This is a genomic window from Dokdonella immobilis, from assembly GCF_900115085.1.
Classification (GTDB): Bacteria; Pseudomonadota; Gammaproteobacteria; order Xanthomonadales; family Rhodanobacteraceae; genus Dokdonella; species Dokdonella immobilis.
The window spans coordinates 1-16099 of the sequence record NZ_FOVF01000024.1 but is presented as its reverse complement, the minus strand read 5'-3'; the positions used below and the strand labels follow the sequence as shown (position 1 = coordinate 16099).

Sequence of the window (16099 nt, the reverse complement as noted above, 5' to 3'; positions counted from 1 at the left end):
CTCAGTATTCCCAAGGTTCCCAGGAACGAAAGTTGGTTGATCCAAAAAAGCTTTGACCTGGGCATCGTCAGGCTCCTCGGGCGGGGACAGTCCAGGGCGACGCCCCCGAACATCCACAATCACGCCATGATCCTACGTGACGAACTGACCCGATCGCGTCCCGCTCCAGGCATGTCTTATGCTCGCAGCCTTCTTGTCGACCCCCGCGCTTCCGGCTTCCATGACCGAGTCCCGCAAAGGGCGCATTGCGCCTGAGCATCACGGGGAGCGCCAACGATGGTCGGACTTTCCGGATTGGCTGCAGCCTCACATTTCTATCACTCGCTGCAGCAAAGTCCGTCGTCGGCCCCAGCTTGGACTGTGCGCTCGTCGACCACTCGATCGAGCGCCGACATTCCGCCTATTCGAAGCCGTGATCGAAGATGCGGTCGAGGCGCAGCACCACCTCCACGCCGTTGTTGCGCAATTCGGGGTCGCTGTTGCTCACGGCCGGTGTGATGGATACCGGAATGCGCACTTCGTTGCGCGCCGAGAGCGGAATGGTTCCGCTGATCTGATAGGTCGCCTGGCCGCTGTCCTGCAGATCGAGGGCGTTGGCAATCGAGCCATTGACGATGACGTTGGCACAGCCGCTGACCAGGGTTCCGGGCACGCAGCGCCAGCTCGGGTTCTCGAGGCCGGCGAGGTCGCCAGTGACCATCGCATTGCTCGACGGCACGGTACCGTTGTTGCCGACGGTCACGCTGATGTTGATCGGGGAGCCGCCGGAGAACAGCGAACCGGTCGCAACCGGATCGACGGCAAGGTCGGCCTTGCTGAGGAATCCATCGAGGCGACCGATGATGGTCGAGGCGCCAACATCGGCGACGTAGACGAAGCCATTGGAGGATGACAGCAGGCGGCGCGGCGTTCCGCGCACACGGCCCGACTGGATCACCTGGTAGGTGGCATTGTAGCGACGCAATTGCGGCGTAGGCTCCGGGGTGACCGCATATACATCGCCATTCAGCCAACCAATATCGGCCACGGTCGCATTGAGGTTACCGGCGAAGGTCACTCCACCGCTCTCGAACACCTGGCCCGAGCCGAGGACGATGCGGCTGCCATCGGGCGAGACACGGATCGGCGTCGCCGCGATCACTTCGCCGTGATAGGGCGATTCGCCTTCGGCGACGATGCTTCCATCCAGACCGATCTGCTCCCAGTGCAGATCGTTGGGCGAGGTGTCGTCGCGGAAGAAGTACATGCGGCGCAACACCGGATCCCATTCATACTGGCGCGAGTAGTAGTTCCAGTCGACGGTGCTGAGCAGCGATCCGCCCGGACCGAACGTGTAGTGCGACGCCCAGGCCCCGGATGGGTCGACGGCAAAGACGTACTCGCCGGCCGTAGCCAGACCGAGGGACGACGAGGCCGTGGCCGCGAACCAGCTCACGGTGTCGGTGCTGGTGCGCGGGAAGGCATAGATCGCGCCGCCCGCGTAGGCCGCGTACACCGTGTTGTTGATCGGCGAAAAGGCCGCTTGCAACGGGCCAGGATAGACAGAGGTCGGATTGGCGTGCGACCAGGCCTGCGAATTGAAGGAATAGGCGGCGTGCTCGCTCTGGCTGAACAGAACCACCTCGTTGCCATCGCCGAGGATGAAATCGGCCTTTGGTGCCGCCACCTCCCACGATCGAGCTGGCGGCGGCGCGGGCTGGGCGATCGAATCGAGGCTGAGCGGTGCAATCGTCAACGCATTGATCGAACCGGAGATGGCATAGGCCGAGCCGGCATAGCCGACGATGTCCTGCAGTCCAAGCGGCGCCGCGATCTCGCCCAACTCGTGAACGCTGTTGGTGAACACGGCGAGCTGGGGGCCGCGCATGACCACGAAGCGATCGTCGAGGAACGCCACGCCCTGCACGGTGCCACCGAGACTGCCCAGATAGCCCAGCGTGTTGCTCGCATAGACGACGCCCGAGCTGTTGACCACGAGGCCACCGGCCTCGCGGGCGAAGTTCTTGTCGCCAATCGGATAGTCGCCGTGGTACGGACTGTCGAAGTAGTTGGTGATGGCGCCGGTGGCCGGATTGAACTCGACCTCGACCACATCGGGCGGAGATATGCCCTGGGTGGCGCCGTACAGACGGCCTTCCAGCTCGATGGTCGAGGTGCCACCCATGGTATAGAACGCGAAATGGCTGCCGGCCAGGGCGCCGGTCATCTTGTTGTAGGCATAGACGTTGTCCTCGTCGCCCATCAACAGCACGTTGCCGGCCACCTCGATATACGGCAGGGGCGCCGTGACCGAGGGCACGACCACGCTGCCACTGCCATCGAGCGCCACCCGCTCGACGCGGTTGGAGAATTTCACGTAGATGCCCGTGGCATCGACATCGAAGGCATCCGCAGCGCCGTTGATCGTGATGTCGGAAAGCCACGAAGACGTCGCGAAATCGTACCGGCGCAGCCGGGTCGAGGGGTTGTCGAGGAAATACAACACGCTGCCGTGCAACCGGCGCTGGTTCCAGACGATCGTCATCGGCGCCGCGGAAGCGTCACCCGAATCCTCCGCTACCGGCGGCGCCTCGGCGTGATAGGCCGCCATGGCCACCGGCGCGAACAGACCCGCGGCCACCACACCCGCTGAAACAGCAAGGCTCCAAAGTCGTTCAGCACGCATGGTTCTGTCCCTGAGGTTGCAAAGGAGCGCAGTATACCTTGCGAGCGCGACAGACCTACAATTTCAGGGAATCTCCCAAATTCATCTGTCGGCTGAAGCTGAACGGCCGTCTAAGGCGTGATCGCTACCTTGAGAACACCGTCGCGTTGGTTGGCGAACAGGTCATAGGCGGCCTCGATTTCTTCAAGCTTGAAGCGGTGGGTCACCAGCGGCTGGGTATCCAGCCGACCTGAAGCGATGATCGACATCAATCGACGCATCCGCTCCTTGCCACCAGGGCAGAGCGTGGTGACGATCCTGTGGTCTCCCAGGCCCGCCGCAAAGGCGCCGAGAGGAATGGTCAGATCCTCAGAGTACACGCCGAGCGAGGAAAGCGTACCACCTGGTCGCAGAACCCGAAGAGCGGCTTCAAAAGTGCTCTGCCGGCCGAGCGCCTCGATCGCCACGTCGACGCCGCGACCGTCCGTCAAGGCCATGATCTCGTCCACGGCATCCTTGCGGCTGAAGTCGATAACATGATCCGCGCCCATCCGCCGCGAGATCTCCATTCGGGCAGGGATGGCCTCGACGCCGATGATGGTGGTTGCGCCAAGAAGGCGCGCACCCGCGGTAGCACACAACCCGATGGGACCTTGCGCGAAAATGGCCACGGTGTCGCCAAGCTTCACGCCACCGCTCTCCGCGCCGGAAAAGCCCGTCGACATGATGTCAGGGCACATCAGCACCTGCTCGTCGCTCAAGCCGTCAGGAATCAGAGCCAGGTTGGTCATGGCGTCTGGCACCAGAAGATATTCGGCTTGGGCGCCATCAATCGTATTGCCGAAGCGCCATCCGCCCATGGCCCGGAAGCCATGCCTGGTTCCTGCGCCATCCTGAGAATGGTAGCCGCACAGGCACGCGGCACTGTGCCCGCTCGGGGTAATGGCTCCGGCGATCACCCGTTGCCCCTCCTTATAACCTTCGACCGCCGATCCGAGTTTTTCGATGATCCCGACGGGCTCGTGCCCTACGGTGAGACCCCGGGCCACGGGGTACTCGCCTTTAAGGATGTGTACATCGGTACCGCAGATGGTGGTCGTAGTCAGGCGGACAAGGGCGTCGAGTGGCCCGACATCCGGTACCGGCTTGTCCTGAAGGACGATGCGGTTGGCCTCTACGAAGACCGCGGCTTTCATCATCTTTGGCATGGCTGGTTTCCCTCCATTCCCGGAAATATCCTGTTCATCATCGTCGAACGGTCATGCAGCACGGCCGAGCATCAATGCGAGAGGAACAGGGCGGCGGGCAGATGGCCCAGCATGTGGTCAGTCGCCCCGCCCAGAATGAACTCCCGCATCTTCGAGCGACCGTAGGCCCCCATGACGAGAAGGTCTGCGTCGTGGGCCGTCACATAGTCGGTCAGCACCTGTCCGATCTTTCGGCCAGCTGCGTCGACCTCGTCGCTGATCGCGGCAATGCCGTGCAGCTTCAAATGACGCAGCACCTCGGCTCCGAGCCCGCTCGAAGCCTCCGGCTTCTCGTTCACGACCGTGAGCACGCGGACTTGCAGCGCCCTCTTCAGCAATGGGAGCGCGTCGGCCATCGCCCGCGCGCAAGGGCGGCTTCCATCCCACGCGACAACGGCGGTTTTTGCTCGTTCGCCGAACAGATCGGCAACACCTGGACGGTACAGGATGACGGGGCGACCGGATTGGAACACGACGGCTTCCGCGACCCACCTTTGCCCCTCGGGGTGGTTGGTCGAAGGGACAAGGCAAAGATCTCGTGTTCGCGCCTGAAGAGCGACATGCGTGCCAACATCAGCGAGGTTTTCCCTGGTGACGGAAACATCTCCCCTGACGCCATAAGCGGCAAGTTTCTCGGAGTATGTGGCAATGGCGGATTGGCAATGGGCCTTGCTTTTCGCCTCCTCCTCAGCACAGAGACCGCCGAGGCTGATCAGCCGTTCTGCGAGCCAATTCCTGGGTGCATTGATTTCCACCTGCACGGCGAAAGCCGTCATTTCCGCATCAATCGCAGCGGCGAACCGCACCGCCTGATCGATCGCCTCGACGGAGGCCGGTTCGGGATAGCTGTCGATGTAAAGAATGATGTCTCTCATGCCGGGGGGACTCCTCGTTCTCATTCGATCCTCGCCCCACCCGGTCGCAAGCGCCTTGACCCTGGTCAATTCCGGCGATCTTCATTCAAGCGCAGTTGAAAGACAGCGGATGTCGATCGACCAGACACGGCGACAGCGCGATGCCGCGATCACCGATCATCAACTACGGTGCGGCGTCAACGTTCTGCGTGCCGCCCGAATCGCTGCATTCGCAGTGACTGCCCAGCTGCGTCCGTTGGCATTAGTTTGATAAGGGTCAAGGCCCGCGTCGGGAGCCCGGCAGATACTGTCCATCGGATTTCCAACAGGAGCACGGGCGATGAGTGACCCATCCTGGACTCAAGGTCCACCGAAGACGATCCTCCTGGCGACCGACCTCAGCAATCGCTGCGATCGTGCCACGGACCGCGCCGCGCATCTGGCGAAATTGTGGGGGGCACGGCTCGTGGTGCTCAATGTCCTCGAATTCGATCAGGAATTCCTCGAGTCCCGCCGGACGGCTGATCTGCCGAGTTGGCGGCAACCGCCGGACAGGGAGGGTGTTGTTCTGGCTCAGTTGCGTCGCGATCTGCGTGAAGACCTCAAGGGCGTGGAAATCAGGATCGTGCAGGGCGCGCCGGCCGCCACCATCGACGCCGTCGCCCGGGACATCGATGCAGACTTGATCATTGTCGGTCTCGCGCGCGATGAAAGTCTCGGTCGATACTTCCTGGGCTCAACGGTGGAACGATTGTCCCGCCAGACGCCGATTCCCCTGCTGGTCGTCAAGAACCGGGTTCGACCCTATGGCGAAATCCTCGTCGCGACCGACTTCTCACCCCCGTCACAGCACGCGCTGACGGCAGCGGCCCAATTCTTCCCGCAGGCGCCGCTAACACTGCTTCATGCGTGGGAAGTCCCGTTCAAAGGATTGCTGGACAGTCCCAACTTCCGCCGGGAGTGGACGGCGATGGAGAAGGTGGGCTGCGACAAGTTTGTGGCCCAGTCTCGACTGTCTCCGGACCAGCATCGCAGCCTGCAGGTCCTCCTGGAGCACGGCAGCACCGAATCCATCATTTGCACATACATGCGCGACAAGGGGGTCGAGCTCATTGTGGTGGGCACCCACGGGCGTAGCGGCCTTTTCGATGTGCGCCTTGGCGGTACCGCAAAGCGGATCCTCGAAGCTGCTCCAGGCGATGTCCTGCTGATCCGCGAACCTCGTTCCGTTCGCGCCCCTGGCGCCAACTCCACATCGAAAGAGTCGGCCGCTGTCGACTGAAGGATCCGCAATGTCCGCCCCATCGCCGCCAATGGTCTGGCATGCAGTCAGCCCGGATGCCGTTCTCGAGAGGCTGGGCGTATCGCGCAGAGGCCTGAGCACATCCGAAGCTGCCGAGCGCCTCGAGCGCGCGGGCTTGAACGTGCTCGCCAGGGCTGAAGCCCGATCGCCCCTGCTGCGATTTCTCGGCCACATCAACAATGTGCTGATCTATGTGCTGCTGGGCGCCGGCGCGCTTACCGCGGCCTTGGGCTATTACGTGGATACGGGCGTGATCCTGGCCGTCGTGGTCGCCAACGCGATCATCGGCTTTATCCAGGAAGGCCGTGCTGAGCAGGCGATGAACGCCATCCGCCAGATGCTGGCACCCAGGTCTACCGTCCTGCGCGATGGCGAGCGTTGCAGCATCGACAGCGCCTTTCTGACACCAGGAGACATTGTTCTGCTGGAGGCAGGCGAGAGGGTGCCCGCCGACGTCCGGCTATTGGAGGCGGCCGGACTGCGCGTCGAGGAAGCCATCCTCACGGGTGAGTCCGTGCCCGTCGACAAGCGGACAATCGCGGTTGCTTCGACCGCGCCGATCGGCGACCGCTCCGGCATGGCCTTCAGCGGCACGCTCGTTGCGGCAGGGACGGGCCGCGGGGTCGTCGTCGCCACGGGGAGCGCCACCGAAATCGGACGAATCAGCGGCCTGCTGTCCACGGTCGAGACCCTCACGACCCCGCTGATACGCCAGATGGACGGCTTCGCGCGCTGGCTGACGATTCTCATCCTGCTGATCTCGGGTGTTCTGCTCGTCTACGGCTACTTCGTCGGGCATATGCCCTTCGAGGAACTGTTCATGATCGTGGTCGGTCTGGCCGTCGCGGCCATTCCCGAGGGATTGCCTGCGGTCCTGACCATAACCCTGGCCATCGGGGTTCAGGCGATGGCACGGCGCAACGCGATCATTCGACGGCTACCCGCGATCGAGACCCTTGGATCGGTTTCGGTGATCTGCACCGACAAGACGGGCACACTCACGCGCAACGAAATGATGGTCGCGACGGCGGTCACCGCGAGCCAGTCCTATTCCATATCGGGGGTTGGCTATATTCCAGAAGGCAGTATCAGCTCCAACCAGGCCGATATCGACCCCGCGGAAGATCCTCTCCTGGTCGAGTTCGCCCGCGCGGCTGATCTATGCAACGACGCCGCCCTGCGCAGTCAGGATGGCAGTTGGAAGGTCGAGGGCGACCCCATGGAGGGCGCACTCAAGGCGTTCGCCCGAAAAATCATGGGAGCAGGCGCGGGTGCCTTCGTGACCTGGCTACGCCTCGACACCATCCCCTTCGACGCAGCACATCGCTACATGGCGGTCCTGTACCAGGATCCTGACGGGATTGGGTGGATTTCCGCCAAGGGTGCCCCGGAGCCGATTCTCGCGATGTGTTCCATGCAACTCGGTGCTGACGGACAAGCCGAAGCCCTGGACCCGTCCCTATGGCACAGCCGGATCGACGCCATCGCGGCGCAGGGCCAGCGGGTGCTCGCCCTGGCTCGCCGCGAAGCGCCCGATGGCCTCTCGACCCTGCACGTCACCGACCTCGTCGGTCAACTGGTTTTTGTTGGGTTGGTCGGCCTCATCGACCCACCACGGCCGGAATCGATCGCCGCTGTCACCGAATGTCGCGAGGCAGGTATCCGCGTGAAGATGATCACCGGCGATCACGCGGGCACGGCTGCAGCGATCGCCCGTCAGATCGGCCTGCAAAACCCGGATCATGTGCTCACGGGCGCCGCGCTCGAGCTGATGGACGACGCCGAACTGGCCAGCGCCGTGATCGACATCGACGTTTTCGCCAGGACGAGCCCCGAGCACAAGCTGAGACTCGTGACCGCCCTTCAGTCGCACGGGCTGACCATCGCGATGACCGGCGACGGCGTGAACGACGCGCCCGCGCTCAAGCGCGCCGATGCCGGGATAGCCATGGGCCGGAAGGGCAGCGAAGCGGCCAAGGAGGCCTCGGATCTGGTTCTCGCGGATGACAATTTCGCATCCATCGTCGCCGCCGTGCGCGAAGGCCGCACGGTCTACGACAACATCAAGAAGGTGATCAGCTGGACGTTGCCCACCAACGCCGGCGAAGCCATGACCCTCATCGTGGCGCTCTTCCTTGGATTGGCGCTGCCGATAACCGCGATCCAGATCCTGTGGATCAACCTCCTCACGGCCGTCACGCTCGGAATCGCCTTGGCATTCGAACCGACCGAGAAGAGCACGATGAAGCGCCCTCCCCGTCGCCGAGATGAGCCGCTGCTGACCGGAGAATTGATCTGGCACGTTATCCTCGTATCCACGCTGTTCCTGGCGGCGGTATTCGGAATTTTCGCCTATGCCGTCGACAAGGGCTACGCGCCCGAGCTCGCGCGTACGATGGCGCTCAACACCCTCGTCGTTCTGGAGATTTTCCACCTCTTCTTCATCAGGAACATCTACGGCACGTCACTGACCTGGAAAGGCTTGCGTGGTACGCGTGTGGTCTGGATCTGCGTGGTCACGATCACCCTGGCGCAGTTGCTGGTGACCTACTGGCCGGCACTGCAACAGCTGTTTGGCACGCGAGCGGTTTCGTTCCTAGACGGCATTCTCATCGTTGCCGTCGGCATGGTCTTCTTCGCGATTATCGAAGCGGAAAAGCAACTGCGCCTTGTGTTTCGCAAAGCGCCGGAAACCAGCCCCCAGCAGCATCGCAGTCGGTTTATCTAGGTAGGTTCGACGGGCAGCCACTCTGTTGAGGCAACACTGATCATTTTCCTGGATGCGCCGAGCGCGTACTCCGCAGCGTCGGCAACGAGTGTCAACACGACGTCCGTTGTTCCGTCAAACAGGCCATCCGCCGTCTTCCAGTCGATGGCCGTGACGGCGATACGGCCCGTATGACTCCCTACTCGGAGCGACTCAGGGAATGCGCCCTCCCGTCGGCATGAACGATGCCGCTTGCGGACATGCGCGTCGTGGCAAGCCAGCGGAACTCCGAGAAACCCCCAGCCCGAACCAAAGCAGCCGCGATGCTTTCGGAAGATTGGCCGGAATAAACATTCCATCGCAGGGATTGAGCTCACCGCAGGACAACCCATCTCTTCTCGGCAAGAGATTGCCAGTCCTGCCCCCGCTCCTATCGGCACGTCAGCTACTCGAACCCGCCCGCGAAGATCACATCGACCGGATTCAACACGACATGCCGCGCCAGCCTCATAGGTTAGGTGTCCCTCTACACGAGGATCGCCTTGGAGCGGCCCTGGAACACCTGACCGACGCGTCCGTGTCGGCGATTCGAGCGCTGGGTAAACACACCCTTCCAACTGACCCACGCCTCTGGCCTACAGGTTCCCCTGCGGGCCACCAGACCGCCCGCAAGGCCGGTTTGACCCTGGCCCGGCAGCCCCGGCCCTTGGGCCTATATGCGTCGAAAGCCGGTAATTGCGTTATATACCATTTTGGTGATACAAATGTATCCACTAAACGCGCCATGTTCAGTTGGGGCTTTTGCAGCATCGATGGCCGGGCTGCTTTGGCGCGGGGCGGCTCATATAGGCGACATGTCCTTCACTGGCGAGTGACTCGCGCCGGGGCGGCGAGGCTTTGCCTCCTGCGAGCACTCGCGATGGCATTCACGTTGACGGGAGAATTCGATGGCTGCGCGCGGATCAAGGCTTATTTCGTTGCTGCTTCTTGCAGCGCTCCCGATGGGGCTCGTTCCAGCCCACGCCCAGGTCACATTGCCGGCCGATCTGATCAGCCCGGTCGTGCCACACGATGTGGCGACCGGCTCGGGCGCAACCACCCAGGACCTGGCGATCTTCGCATGGCAGGAATTCACCGCGCTGAACTGGCCGGCCATGGATCCTGCCACTACCGGAATGCGCGGGCGCGCCGACACCAGCGCCGACTTCCTCAGCATCGCCCCGGACAAGAGCGGCAGTTATCCGCTGCTGGTGTGGCAGACCTATCGGCACAAGAACGAGCTGTTCCCGGCCGATGGAAAGACCGACGCCAGCTTCGACTCGAAAGTGCCCACCTACAAGTACAAGGGCGGGCCGTTCACGGCGGCCAATGGCGCCTCGTGGCAACTGTTCAACAACCTCGATGAATCGAGCGAAATCGGCCTGTGCAACATGTTCGCGCACGACACGACGCGCATTCTCTTCGAGGCAAAGGTCAACCGCGCGCTGTTCGACTATGCCAACGCGAACAAGCTCACGGCCTGCGACGACAAGGGCAATTGCCCGGCCCTGACAGCGGCGCGAAACAAGACCCTGGGCAATCTCGCGCAGTACGGCGGCATCTGCAGCGACGATACCTCGATCGTGTCCCTGCCCTGTGGCGATAGCAAGACGCCCGGCGACGCCGGTGAAGGCACCATCGAGATCAAGGCCGCCTGGCGACCACTGACCGCGACGGAAGTCGCCAGCAATCGCTTCTACATGCGCAAGATCATCTACTACACGGGCGACCAGTTCCTGGCCCAGCAATACAACAATGCGGTCTACGGTCTCGTCGCGCTGCACATCATCCACAAGACGAAGTCGTTTCCGACCTTCGTCTTTGCGACGTGGGAACAGGTCGACAACTACGACGATGTCAACAACCAGAACACGCAGGACCTGAAGTTCGTCAACACCGGCACGGCGCTGCCGAACATTCCGGTGACCCGGGCACATGCGATCAATTCGGTGATTCCGCCGGTCAACGATGCCGTGCATGCCGCGTTCACGGCCAAGGACCCGAACACCGTGTGGCAGTACTACAAGCTGATCGGCGTCCAGGGGATGCCGATGGATGGACCGCCACCAGCCACGGCGCCGGCCGATACGCTGAGCTACTACTACCTCGCCAACATCGTCGTCGAGACCAATCAGACCCTTCAGAACTTCTTCGGCAAGGCGCCCACCGGCGTGGTCATGCCGTTCAAGAATCTCTACTTCAACGGCGCTGCCGGAAGTCCGTTCCAGATGGGCGGCTGCCAGGGTTGTCACGGCACCCAGGGCCAATCGATCGGCGGCGACATGAGCCGGCTGGTCGGCGCCGCCCCATCGAACTCAACGCAGCCCCCCGAGCCGTTCAACAACGGCGCGTCCGCTGCCATCACGTCATTCCATCTGCGTTCGCAGGACACCCCGAAGAACTGATGCTGACTGCGTGCGACTCCTGTTCCCACCGGACAATCCGAGGCAATCATGACCACGACAAGCTTTACGACATTCGCTCAAGTGCAATCGGCCCTGCAGAACTTCGTGACAACCAACGGCATCCCTGTCAATCAGGCCCCGCATGGAAACATGTGGGAACGCGGCTCGACGGCAGACGATCAGTACAAGAGCTTCGTCACCGGCGATGCCATCCCGGGGTTCAAGATCCTGATTCCGGGCAACGGCGAGGGCTCGAACATCATCCTCGCCCTGCGCGGCAATGCCCCGTTCGACGGCAGTCAGTTCCCGCGCATGCCAGCCGGCGGCCCGGTGTACCTCGATGACGACACCATCAACGCAATCTCCGCCTGGATTACGGCGGGCGCCAAGCAGTAGATGGTTGGTTGAGGTCGGTGACGTGGACGGCAGGCAAATGCCTGCCCATTTCGGATAGGGGATTCCGGTGGGCACCGCGCCCATTGGCGTCGAAACTTCGCTCGTAGCGAAACCCGTTCGCGTTCGGCCCTTCGGTCCAGGCCTTGGGCTCGCCGAACGGAAAGGTCTCGATCTCGCAAACCATCGTGACGCCGTTGACCGTGATCGTGAGGATTCGGCCATCGGTGCCGTAGGCATAGCCGATGACGGCGCCACTCGGCAGCGTAGCTGCATCAACGCGGCCTGCGCTGTCTTAGTGGTGATTCGTGGTTTTCACCAGCGCTTCAGAACCGTCGCCCAGGGGCTGGCGGCGTTCGAGCAGGCGACCGTGGCGGTTATAGGTGAGACTCAGGGTTCCGGCCCCGTCGCTGAAGCGGACCAGGCGACCGCGCGCGCCTTCCCCGCCGATCAGGACGTCGTCGTAGCGAAAGGCTTAGAGTAGGTCAGCATCTCGAGTTCGTCAAAGCAAGTGTAGACCTAGTGCGTAGTCAGCTCGCGTGAGCCAGAACGACAGTGCGCATCGTAGATATGTAGATATCTTGGCATCAAAGTCGCCCTAATATATGTGCTTCGCCTCAGTGGCAGATGATGGCCAATCAATGCTGGACAACGACTCCTCAGATTCGCAAGTTAGAACTCGCTGAATTACCCCTGATTCATAAAATGCCTTCAGTCTCTGGCGAAATATGGAATAACTATCGTTCGAGAGTGAAGTTCCGCGCAGGCGAGTCAGATCAAGAAGGCGATCCATGTCTTTCAGTCGATCGTCGAATGCAGCAAGCATAGGCAACGCAAGGTCCACAGGACCACCTGCGTAAACGGCCAGTCCAGATATCCTGTGCAAGTCTTTTACCGAGGCAAACTCCTCCAGCTGAGGCAAAAGTGCGTCGACAACGAAGTCTGCTCTCTCGGCGCACGCCTTTCGGCCCCCATCTAAATCATCCGGAATATATATATACTCAAATACACCATCGACAAACCCATACCAGTTAGATCCAAATGTAAAGTACGGATACCAAATTCCTTTATAGCCATCTCTTACCGAAAGAATCCCGGCCGTCAAGCCAGTCAACAGCCTGTCGACCAGTGCTTGATGCCGCCAGCTGTGCAGTCCCAGTGCACAGCCGAATAGAATTCCATGTCTCTGTGAGAATAGTGGCTCTACGACCGCTTTGAATCCATCGCCCATTTGAATCCAGCAAAAGCCTCTTGCCTTGGCAAGTCCTTTCAGAACCAAATTGTTTACGAATTCTGATCTGGCAACTGCAAGCGTCATCTTCATACTCACCTCCACCAAAACAGAAGCACCCCGTCAAAGCCACCAGACTTCGCTAATGCAGGATATGTTACCCGCTGATTTTTGGTCATCCTAGCGCATGGTCCACATTTTGAATCTAGAACGAACCGCTTCCCAGACTTCGGGTCGTGGGCATATCCGTCCGGCCTGACGGTAGGAAGTCCTGGCGATTTGACGGTACTTGGAGGTTCGAACAAGTAACCCATTGCAGCAACAAAGGCGGCCATTGCTGCCTCTCCAGCTCGCCCCTTGCTATTTGAGTTCATTCCAGGCTTGCATGGTGATATCAATGGTAGTAGCTGGGAGATTCCAGTCCCTAGGGATTCGATTTCCAGGGCAAGACCGCTCCAGTCCGCGCTACGCAGAGGCGTCGCACGAACGAATTGGTAGGTTTGTAAATCACTCCATTGCCCAATCGGATCCGACTCCAGATACCGCCCGGTCCCCGGCTCATAGTCCCTGAAGTAGTTGTAGTGGCTCTGCGTCTCCGGGTCGTACTGCTGGCCGGGGAAGCGCAGGCTGTAGCGGAATGCGGCCAGGCCGGTCGGTGCTTCGTTGGCTGGCGTGTCGCCGCGGCGTCTCCGAATGGACTCGAGTCCCAGCGCCAGACGGTCTGGTGGCTGGCGTTGACGATGACCCGCGGGGTATCGAGATGGTCGGGCTCGACGGCGAAGACGGCGACGTTGCCGGCGTTCTGGCCGCCGTGGCTGGCGGCCCATTCGATCGGCTTGATCAGGGCGACGGGGGTGTCGTCGAGCCAGACGTGCTCGGCGATCAGTGCGCCGGCTTCGGTGTATTCGCCGAGCAGATGACCGGCGTCGTCGTTGACGTATTGGCTGAACGGGCCACTGCCGGTATCGGCCGGGTCGGTATTGCCCGGGCCCCGGGGACACTGGCCTTTGCTGCCGGCCTTGCACACGCGCCCACCGAAGGCATTGGTGGCGTAGCGCGCAATGACCGTATTGGTGCTCTGCAGACGCGCGCTGACCATGCGGTTGCGCGCGCTGTAGGTGTAGGCATGGGTGCCGTCGCTGGTGGTGTTGCCGGCGGCGTCGTAGCTGCGTGGGACGGCGCCAACGGCCTCGAGACGGTTGCTGGTCGGCGTAGTGGTATAGGCGCTGGTGCTGCCGTTGCGGGTTTCCTCGCTGCGGTTGCCGGTGGCGTCGTACTGCCAGCCGAGGCCGAGCTGGGCCAGCGGGCCTTGAGAGGCGGCATTGCTGGCGTCGCTGAGGCGGTCCTGGCCGTCGTAGCCGTAGTCAATCAGCCATTCGGTGACCGCGGGTCAAAGCTCGTATTCGGTCCATACTGCCTACCGCCTCACCACGCCAATGTGCGCAATTCTGGGTGTCGCCTTGGCGGCAACTTAGGTTGTCGTCTTACAGTAGCGGGATTGGTGCTGTCTCCGTTCGCGGAGTCTACCGGGCCCGTTATGCGGCTGCTGGCGTCGTAGTCCAGCTAGCGATACACGTCACCGAGCGCGTGGTGTTCGATACGCCCACCTGCAGCGATACTTCCCGCGTAGCGGAATCGGTTTGCATCGCGGTCTGCATAACTTATGGCACTAAGGAACAAGCATCTAGAGTCCTGGCCACGAAAATTCATCAATTTCGCGTTTCGATTCCAGGCTAAGTACTTTCTGAAATATGTTCTCCTTGAAATAGCCATTCATTCGCGCAGAAAATATTCTTGAGCTTTCTGGCGAGAGCCATGATCCTCGCCCTTTCATCCGGTCGAGTAGACTTTCGAGGTCATCTCGCCGATTCTCGAACGCGGCGAGAAGTGGAAGTGCTATGTCTATTGGACCTCCTGCGAAGATGGCTGTTTGAGGTAGTTTCGTCAGGCCATCAACAGTGGCAAAAGTCAAAGCAATTGGCATTATCGAGTCAACCATATAGTCAGCTTGTTTCTCGCAAGCGACTCGAAGGTTTTTATCGATCTCCTCGAGGTACAAAGTCTTGTAGCCGGCATCAATGTAGCCATACCAGTCAGCGCCAAAAGAGAAGTATGGATACCAGACTCCGTGGAAACCCTCTCTCACTGCGATCACACCGCGCGTCAATCCGCGAAGACTTCTATCTATTACATTTTGGTGTCGCCAATTTCTAATTCCTAAAGCGCAATTGAAGGTTACACCGCCGTTTCGATAGGACATCCGGGGCTCGACCACTGCAGCCAATCCATTCTTGAGATCTAGTCGACAACACCCGGTTTCCTCACTTAGACCCCTGAAGACCAGTCGTTGCATAAACTCTTTAGTAGCGTCTTTCGTGACTCCCTTCATACTTATTTCCATCAAAAAAGAATTACGTCATCATAACCTGATGACGGGCCTTGCTTGGCGATAGACGGATATGTAGTTCTTTGATTTTTTGGCATCTTTGCACACGGCCCGCATTTTGAGTCGAGGAGATACGTTTTCCCCGTGTTTGGGTCAAACGCAAATCCGTCTGGCCTGACCGTGGGTTTGCCCGGCGGACTTACTGTACTCGATGGCTGAAAGATGTATCCCAGCGCTCCAACTAATAGCTCCATAGCCGCTTCTCCCGCTCTTCCTTTGGCATTAGATGACATGCCCTTTTTGCAGGGCGAGGGAATCGATAGATTGCGAGAAATGCCTGAGCCTAGTGACTGAACTTCAAGCGCTAACCCGGTCCAGTCCGAGTAGCGAAGTGGCGCTGCGCGAACGAATTGATAGGTTTGGAAGTCACTCCATTGCCCAATCGGATCCGACTCCAGATACCGCCCCGTCCCCGGCTCATAGTCCCTGAAGTAGTTGTAGTGACTCTGCGTCTCCGGGTCGTACTGCTGCCCCGGAAACCGCAGGCTGTAGCTGAAGCTGGCCAGGCTGCTCGGTGCTTCGTTGGCTGGCGTGTCGCCGAACGGGCTCGAATCCCAGCGCCAGACGGTCTGGTGGCTGGCGTTGGCGATGAGCCGCGGGGTGTCGAGGTGGTCGGGCTCGACGGCGAAGACGGCGACGTTGCCGGTGCTCTGGCCGCCGTGGCTGGCGGCCCATTCGCTGGGCTTGATCAGGGCGACCGGGGTGTCGTCGAGCCAGACGTGCTCGGAGATCAGTTCGCCGCTGTCGGTGTATTCGCCGAGCAGGTGGCCGGCGTCGTCGTAGAGGTATTGACTGAACGGGCCGCTGCCGGCATCGGGCGGGTCGGTATT

General features: G+C 61.0%; 12 protein-coding genes. 5 read left to right on the top strand and 7 right to left on the bottom strand.

Annotation, left to right across the window (positions count from 1 at the left end; genetic code table 11):
* Window positions 1-400: 400 nt before the first annotated feature.
* The 3 genes from BM125_RS14420 to BM125_RS14410 all read right to left on the bottom strand — a co-directional run bounded on the left by BM125_RS14420 (window position 401) and on the right by BM125_RS14410 (window position 4766).
* A complete protein-coding gene (locus BM125_RS14420; RefSeq protein WP_139225021.1) occupies window positions 401-2665 on the bottom strand; it encodes a hypothetical protein in 2265 nt (754 codons plus the stop codon).
* A gap of 110 nt (window positions 2666-2775) precedes the next feature.
* The gene (locus BM125_RS14415) at window positions 2776-3852 is read right to left on the bottom strand and encodes an NAD(P)-dependent alcohol dehydrogenase (protein WP_092409209.1); all 1077 of its coding nucleotides are present in this window, start codon (window positions 3850-3852) and stop codon (window positions 2776-2778) included.
* A gap of 71 nt (window positions 3853-3923) precedes the next feature.
* On the bottom strand, window positions 3924-4766 hold the full coding sequence (locus BM125_RS14410) for a universal stress protein (protein WP_175498103.1): 843 nt from the start codon (window positions 4764-4766) through the stop codon (window positions 3924-3926).
* A gap of 319 nt (window positions 4767-5085) precedes the next feature.
* Between BM125_RS14410 and BM125_RS14405 the strand changes: the two genes are divergently transcribed.
* The 5 genes from BM125_RS14405 to BM125_RS20700 all read left to right on the top strand — a co-directional run bounded on the left by BM125_RS14405 (window position 5086) and on the right by BM125_RS20700 (window position 12076).
* On the top strand, window positions 5086-6027 hold the full coding sequence (locus BM125_RS14405) for a universal stress protein (protein ID WP_092409205.1): 942 nt from the start codon (window positions 5086-5088) through the stop codon (window positions 6025-6027).
* 10 nt (window positions 6028-6037) lie between these two features.
* Entirely contained in the window at window positions 6038-8776 is a 2739-nt protein-coding gene (locus tag BM125_RS14400; RefSeq protein ID WP_092409203.1) for a cation-transporting P-type ATPase, read from the top strand.
* A gap of 980 nt (window positions 8777-9756) precedes the next feature.
* Window positions 9757-11199 carry a hypothetical protein gene (locus BM125_RS14395; RefSeq protein WP_139225020.1) on the top strand — a complete coding sequence of 481 codons (1443 nt, stop codon included), beginning with the start codon at window positions 9757-9759 and terminating at the stop codon, window positions 11197-11199.
* Window positions 11200-11280: 81 nt separating this feature from the next.
* A complete protein-coding gene (locus BM125_RS14390) occupies window positions 11281-11595 on the top strand; it encodes a hypothetical protein (protein WP_092409199.1) in 315 nt (104 codons plus the stop codon).
* 67 nt (window positions 11596-11662) lie between these two features.
* Complete coding sequence (locus BM125_RS20700; RefSeq protein WP_245778935.1) at window positions 11663-12076, top strand: hypothetical protein; 414 nt, start codon at window positions 11663-11665, stop codon at window positions 12074-12076.
* A gap of 114 nt (window positions 12077-12190) precedes the next feature.
* On the opposite strand, the gene BM125_RS19900 is transcribed toward BM125_RS20700, so the two are convergent.
* The 4 genes from BM125_RS19900 to BM125_RS14375 all read right to left on the bottom strand — a co-directional run.
* Complete coding sequence (locus tag BM125_RS19900) at window positions 12191-12916, bottom strand: hypothetical protein (protein WP_139225019.1); 726 nt, start codon at window positions 12914-12916, stop codon at window positions 12191-12193.
* A gap of 2 nt (window positions 12917-12918) precedes the next feature.
* Window positions 12919-13650, bottom strand: coding sequence for an RHS repeat-associated core domain-containing protein (locus BM125_RS21000; RefSeq protein WP_092409197.1), 732 nt, complete (start codon window positions 13648-13650; stop codon window positions 12919-12921).
* Window positions 13651-14507: 857 nt separating this feature from the next.
* The gene (locus BM125_RS19895) at window positions 14508-15083 is read right to left on the bottom strand and encodes a hypothetical protein (protein ID WP_139225018.1); all 576 of its coding nucleotides are present in this window, start codon (window positions 15081-15083) and stop codon (window positions 14508-14510) included.
* Window positions 15084-15223: 140 nt separating this feature from the next.
* Window positions 15224-16099 (bottom strand): RHS repeat domain-containing protein (locus BM125_RS14375; RefSeq protein ID WP_139225017.1); only part of this gene is annotated, 876 nt, incomplete at its 5' end.

What these genes read in the sequence shown, in the direction of transcription:
- BM125_RS14420 (WP_139225021.1), bottom strand. Translation starts at nt 2,665, where the DNA reads ATGCGTGCTGAACGACTTTGGAGCCTTGCTGTTTCAGCGGGTGTGGTG.
- BM125_RS14415 (WP_092409209.1), bottom strand. Translation starts at nt 3,852, where the DNA reads ATGCCAAAGATGATGAAAGCCGCGGTCTTCGTAGAGGCCAACCGCATC.
- BM125_RS14410 (WP_175498103.1), bottom strand. Translation starts at nt 4,766, where the DNA reads ATGAGAGACATCATTCTTTACATCGACAGCTATCCCGAACCGGCCTCC.
- BM125_RS14405 (WP_092409205.1), top strand. Translation starts at nt 5,086, where the DNA reads ATGAGTGACCCATCCTGGACTCAAGGTCCACCGAAGACGATCCTCCTG.
- BM125_RS14400 (WP_092409203.1), top strand. Translation starts at nt 6,038, where the DNA reads ATGTCCGCCCCATCGCCGCCAATGGTCTGGCATGCAGTCAGCCCGGAT.
- BM125_RS14395 (WP_139225020.1), top strand. Translation starts at nt 9,757, where the DNA reads ATGGGGCTCGTTCCAGCCCACGCCCAGGTCACATTGCCGGCCGATCTG.
- BM125_RS19900 (WP_139225019.1), bottom strand. Translation starts at nt 12,916, where the DNA reads ATGAAGATGACGCTTGCAGTTGCCAGATCAGAATTCGTAAACAATTTG.
- BM125_RS21000 (WP_092409197.1), bottom strand. Translation starts at nt 13,650, where the DNA reads ATGGGCCGCCAGCCACGGCGGCCAGAACGCCGGCAACGTCGCCGTCTT.
- BM125_RS19895 (WP_139225018.1), bottom strand. Translation starts at nt 15,083, where the DNA reads ATGTCCTATCGAAACGGCGGTGTAACCTTCAATTGCGCTTTAGGAATT.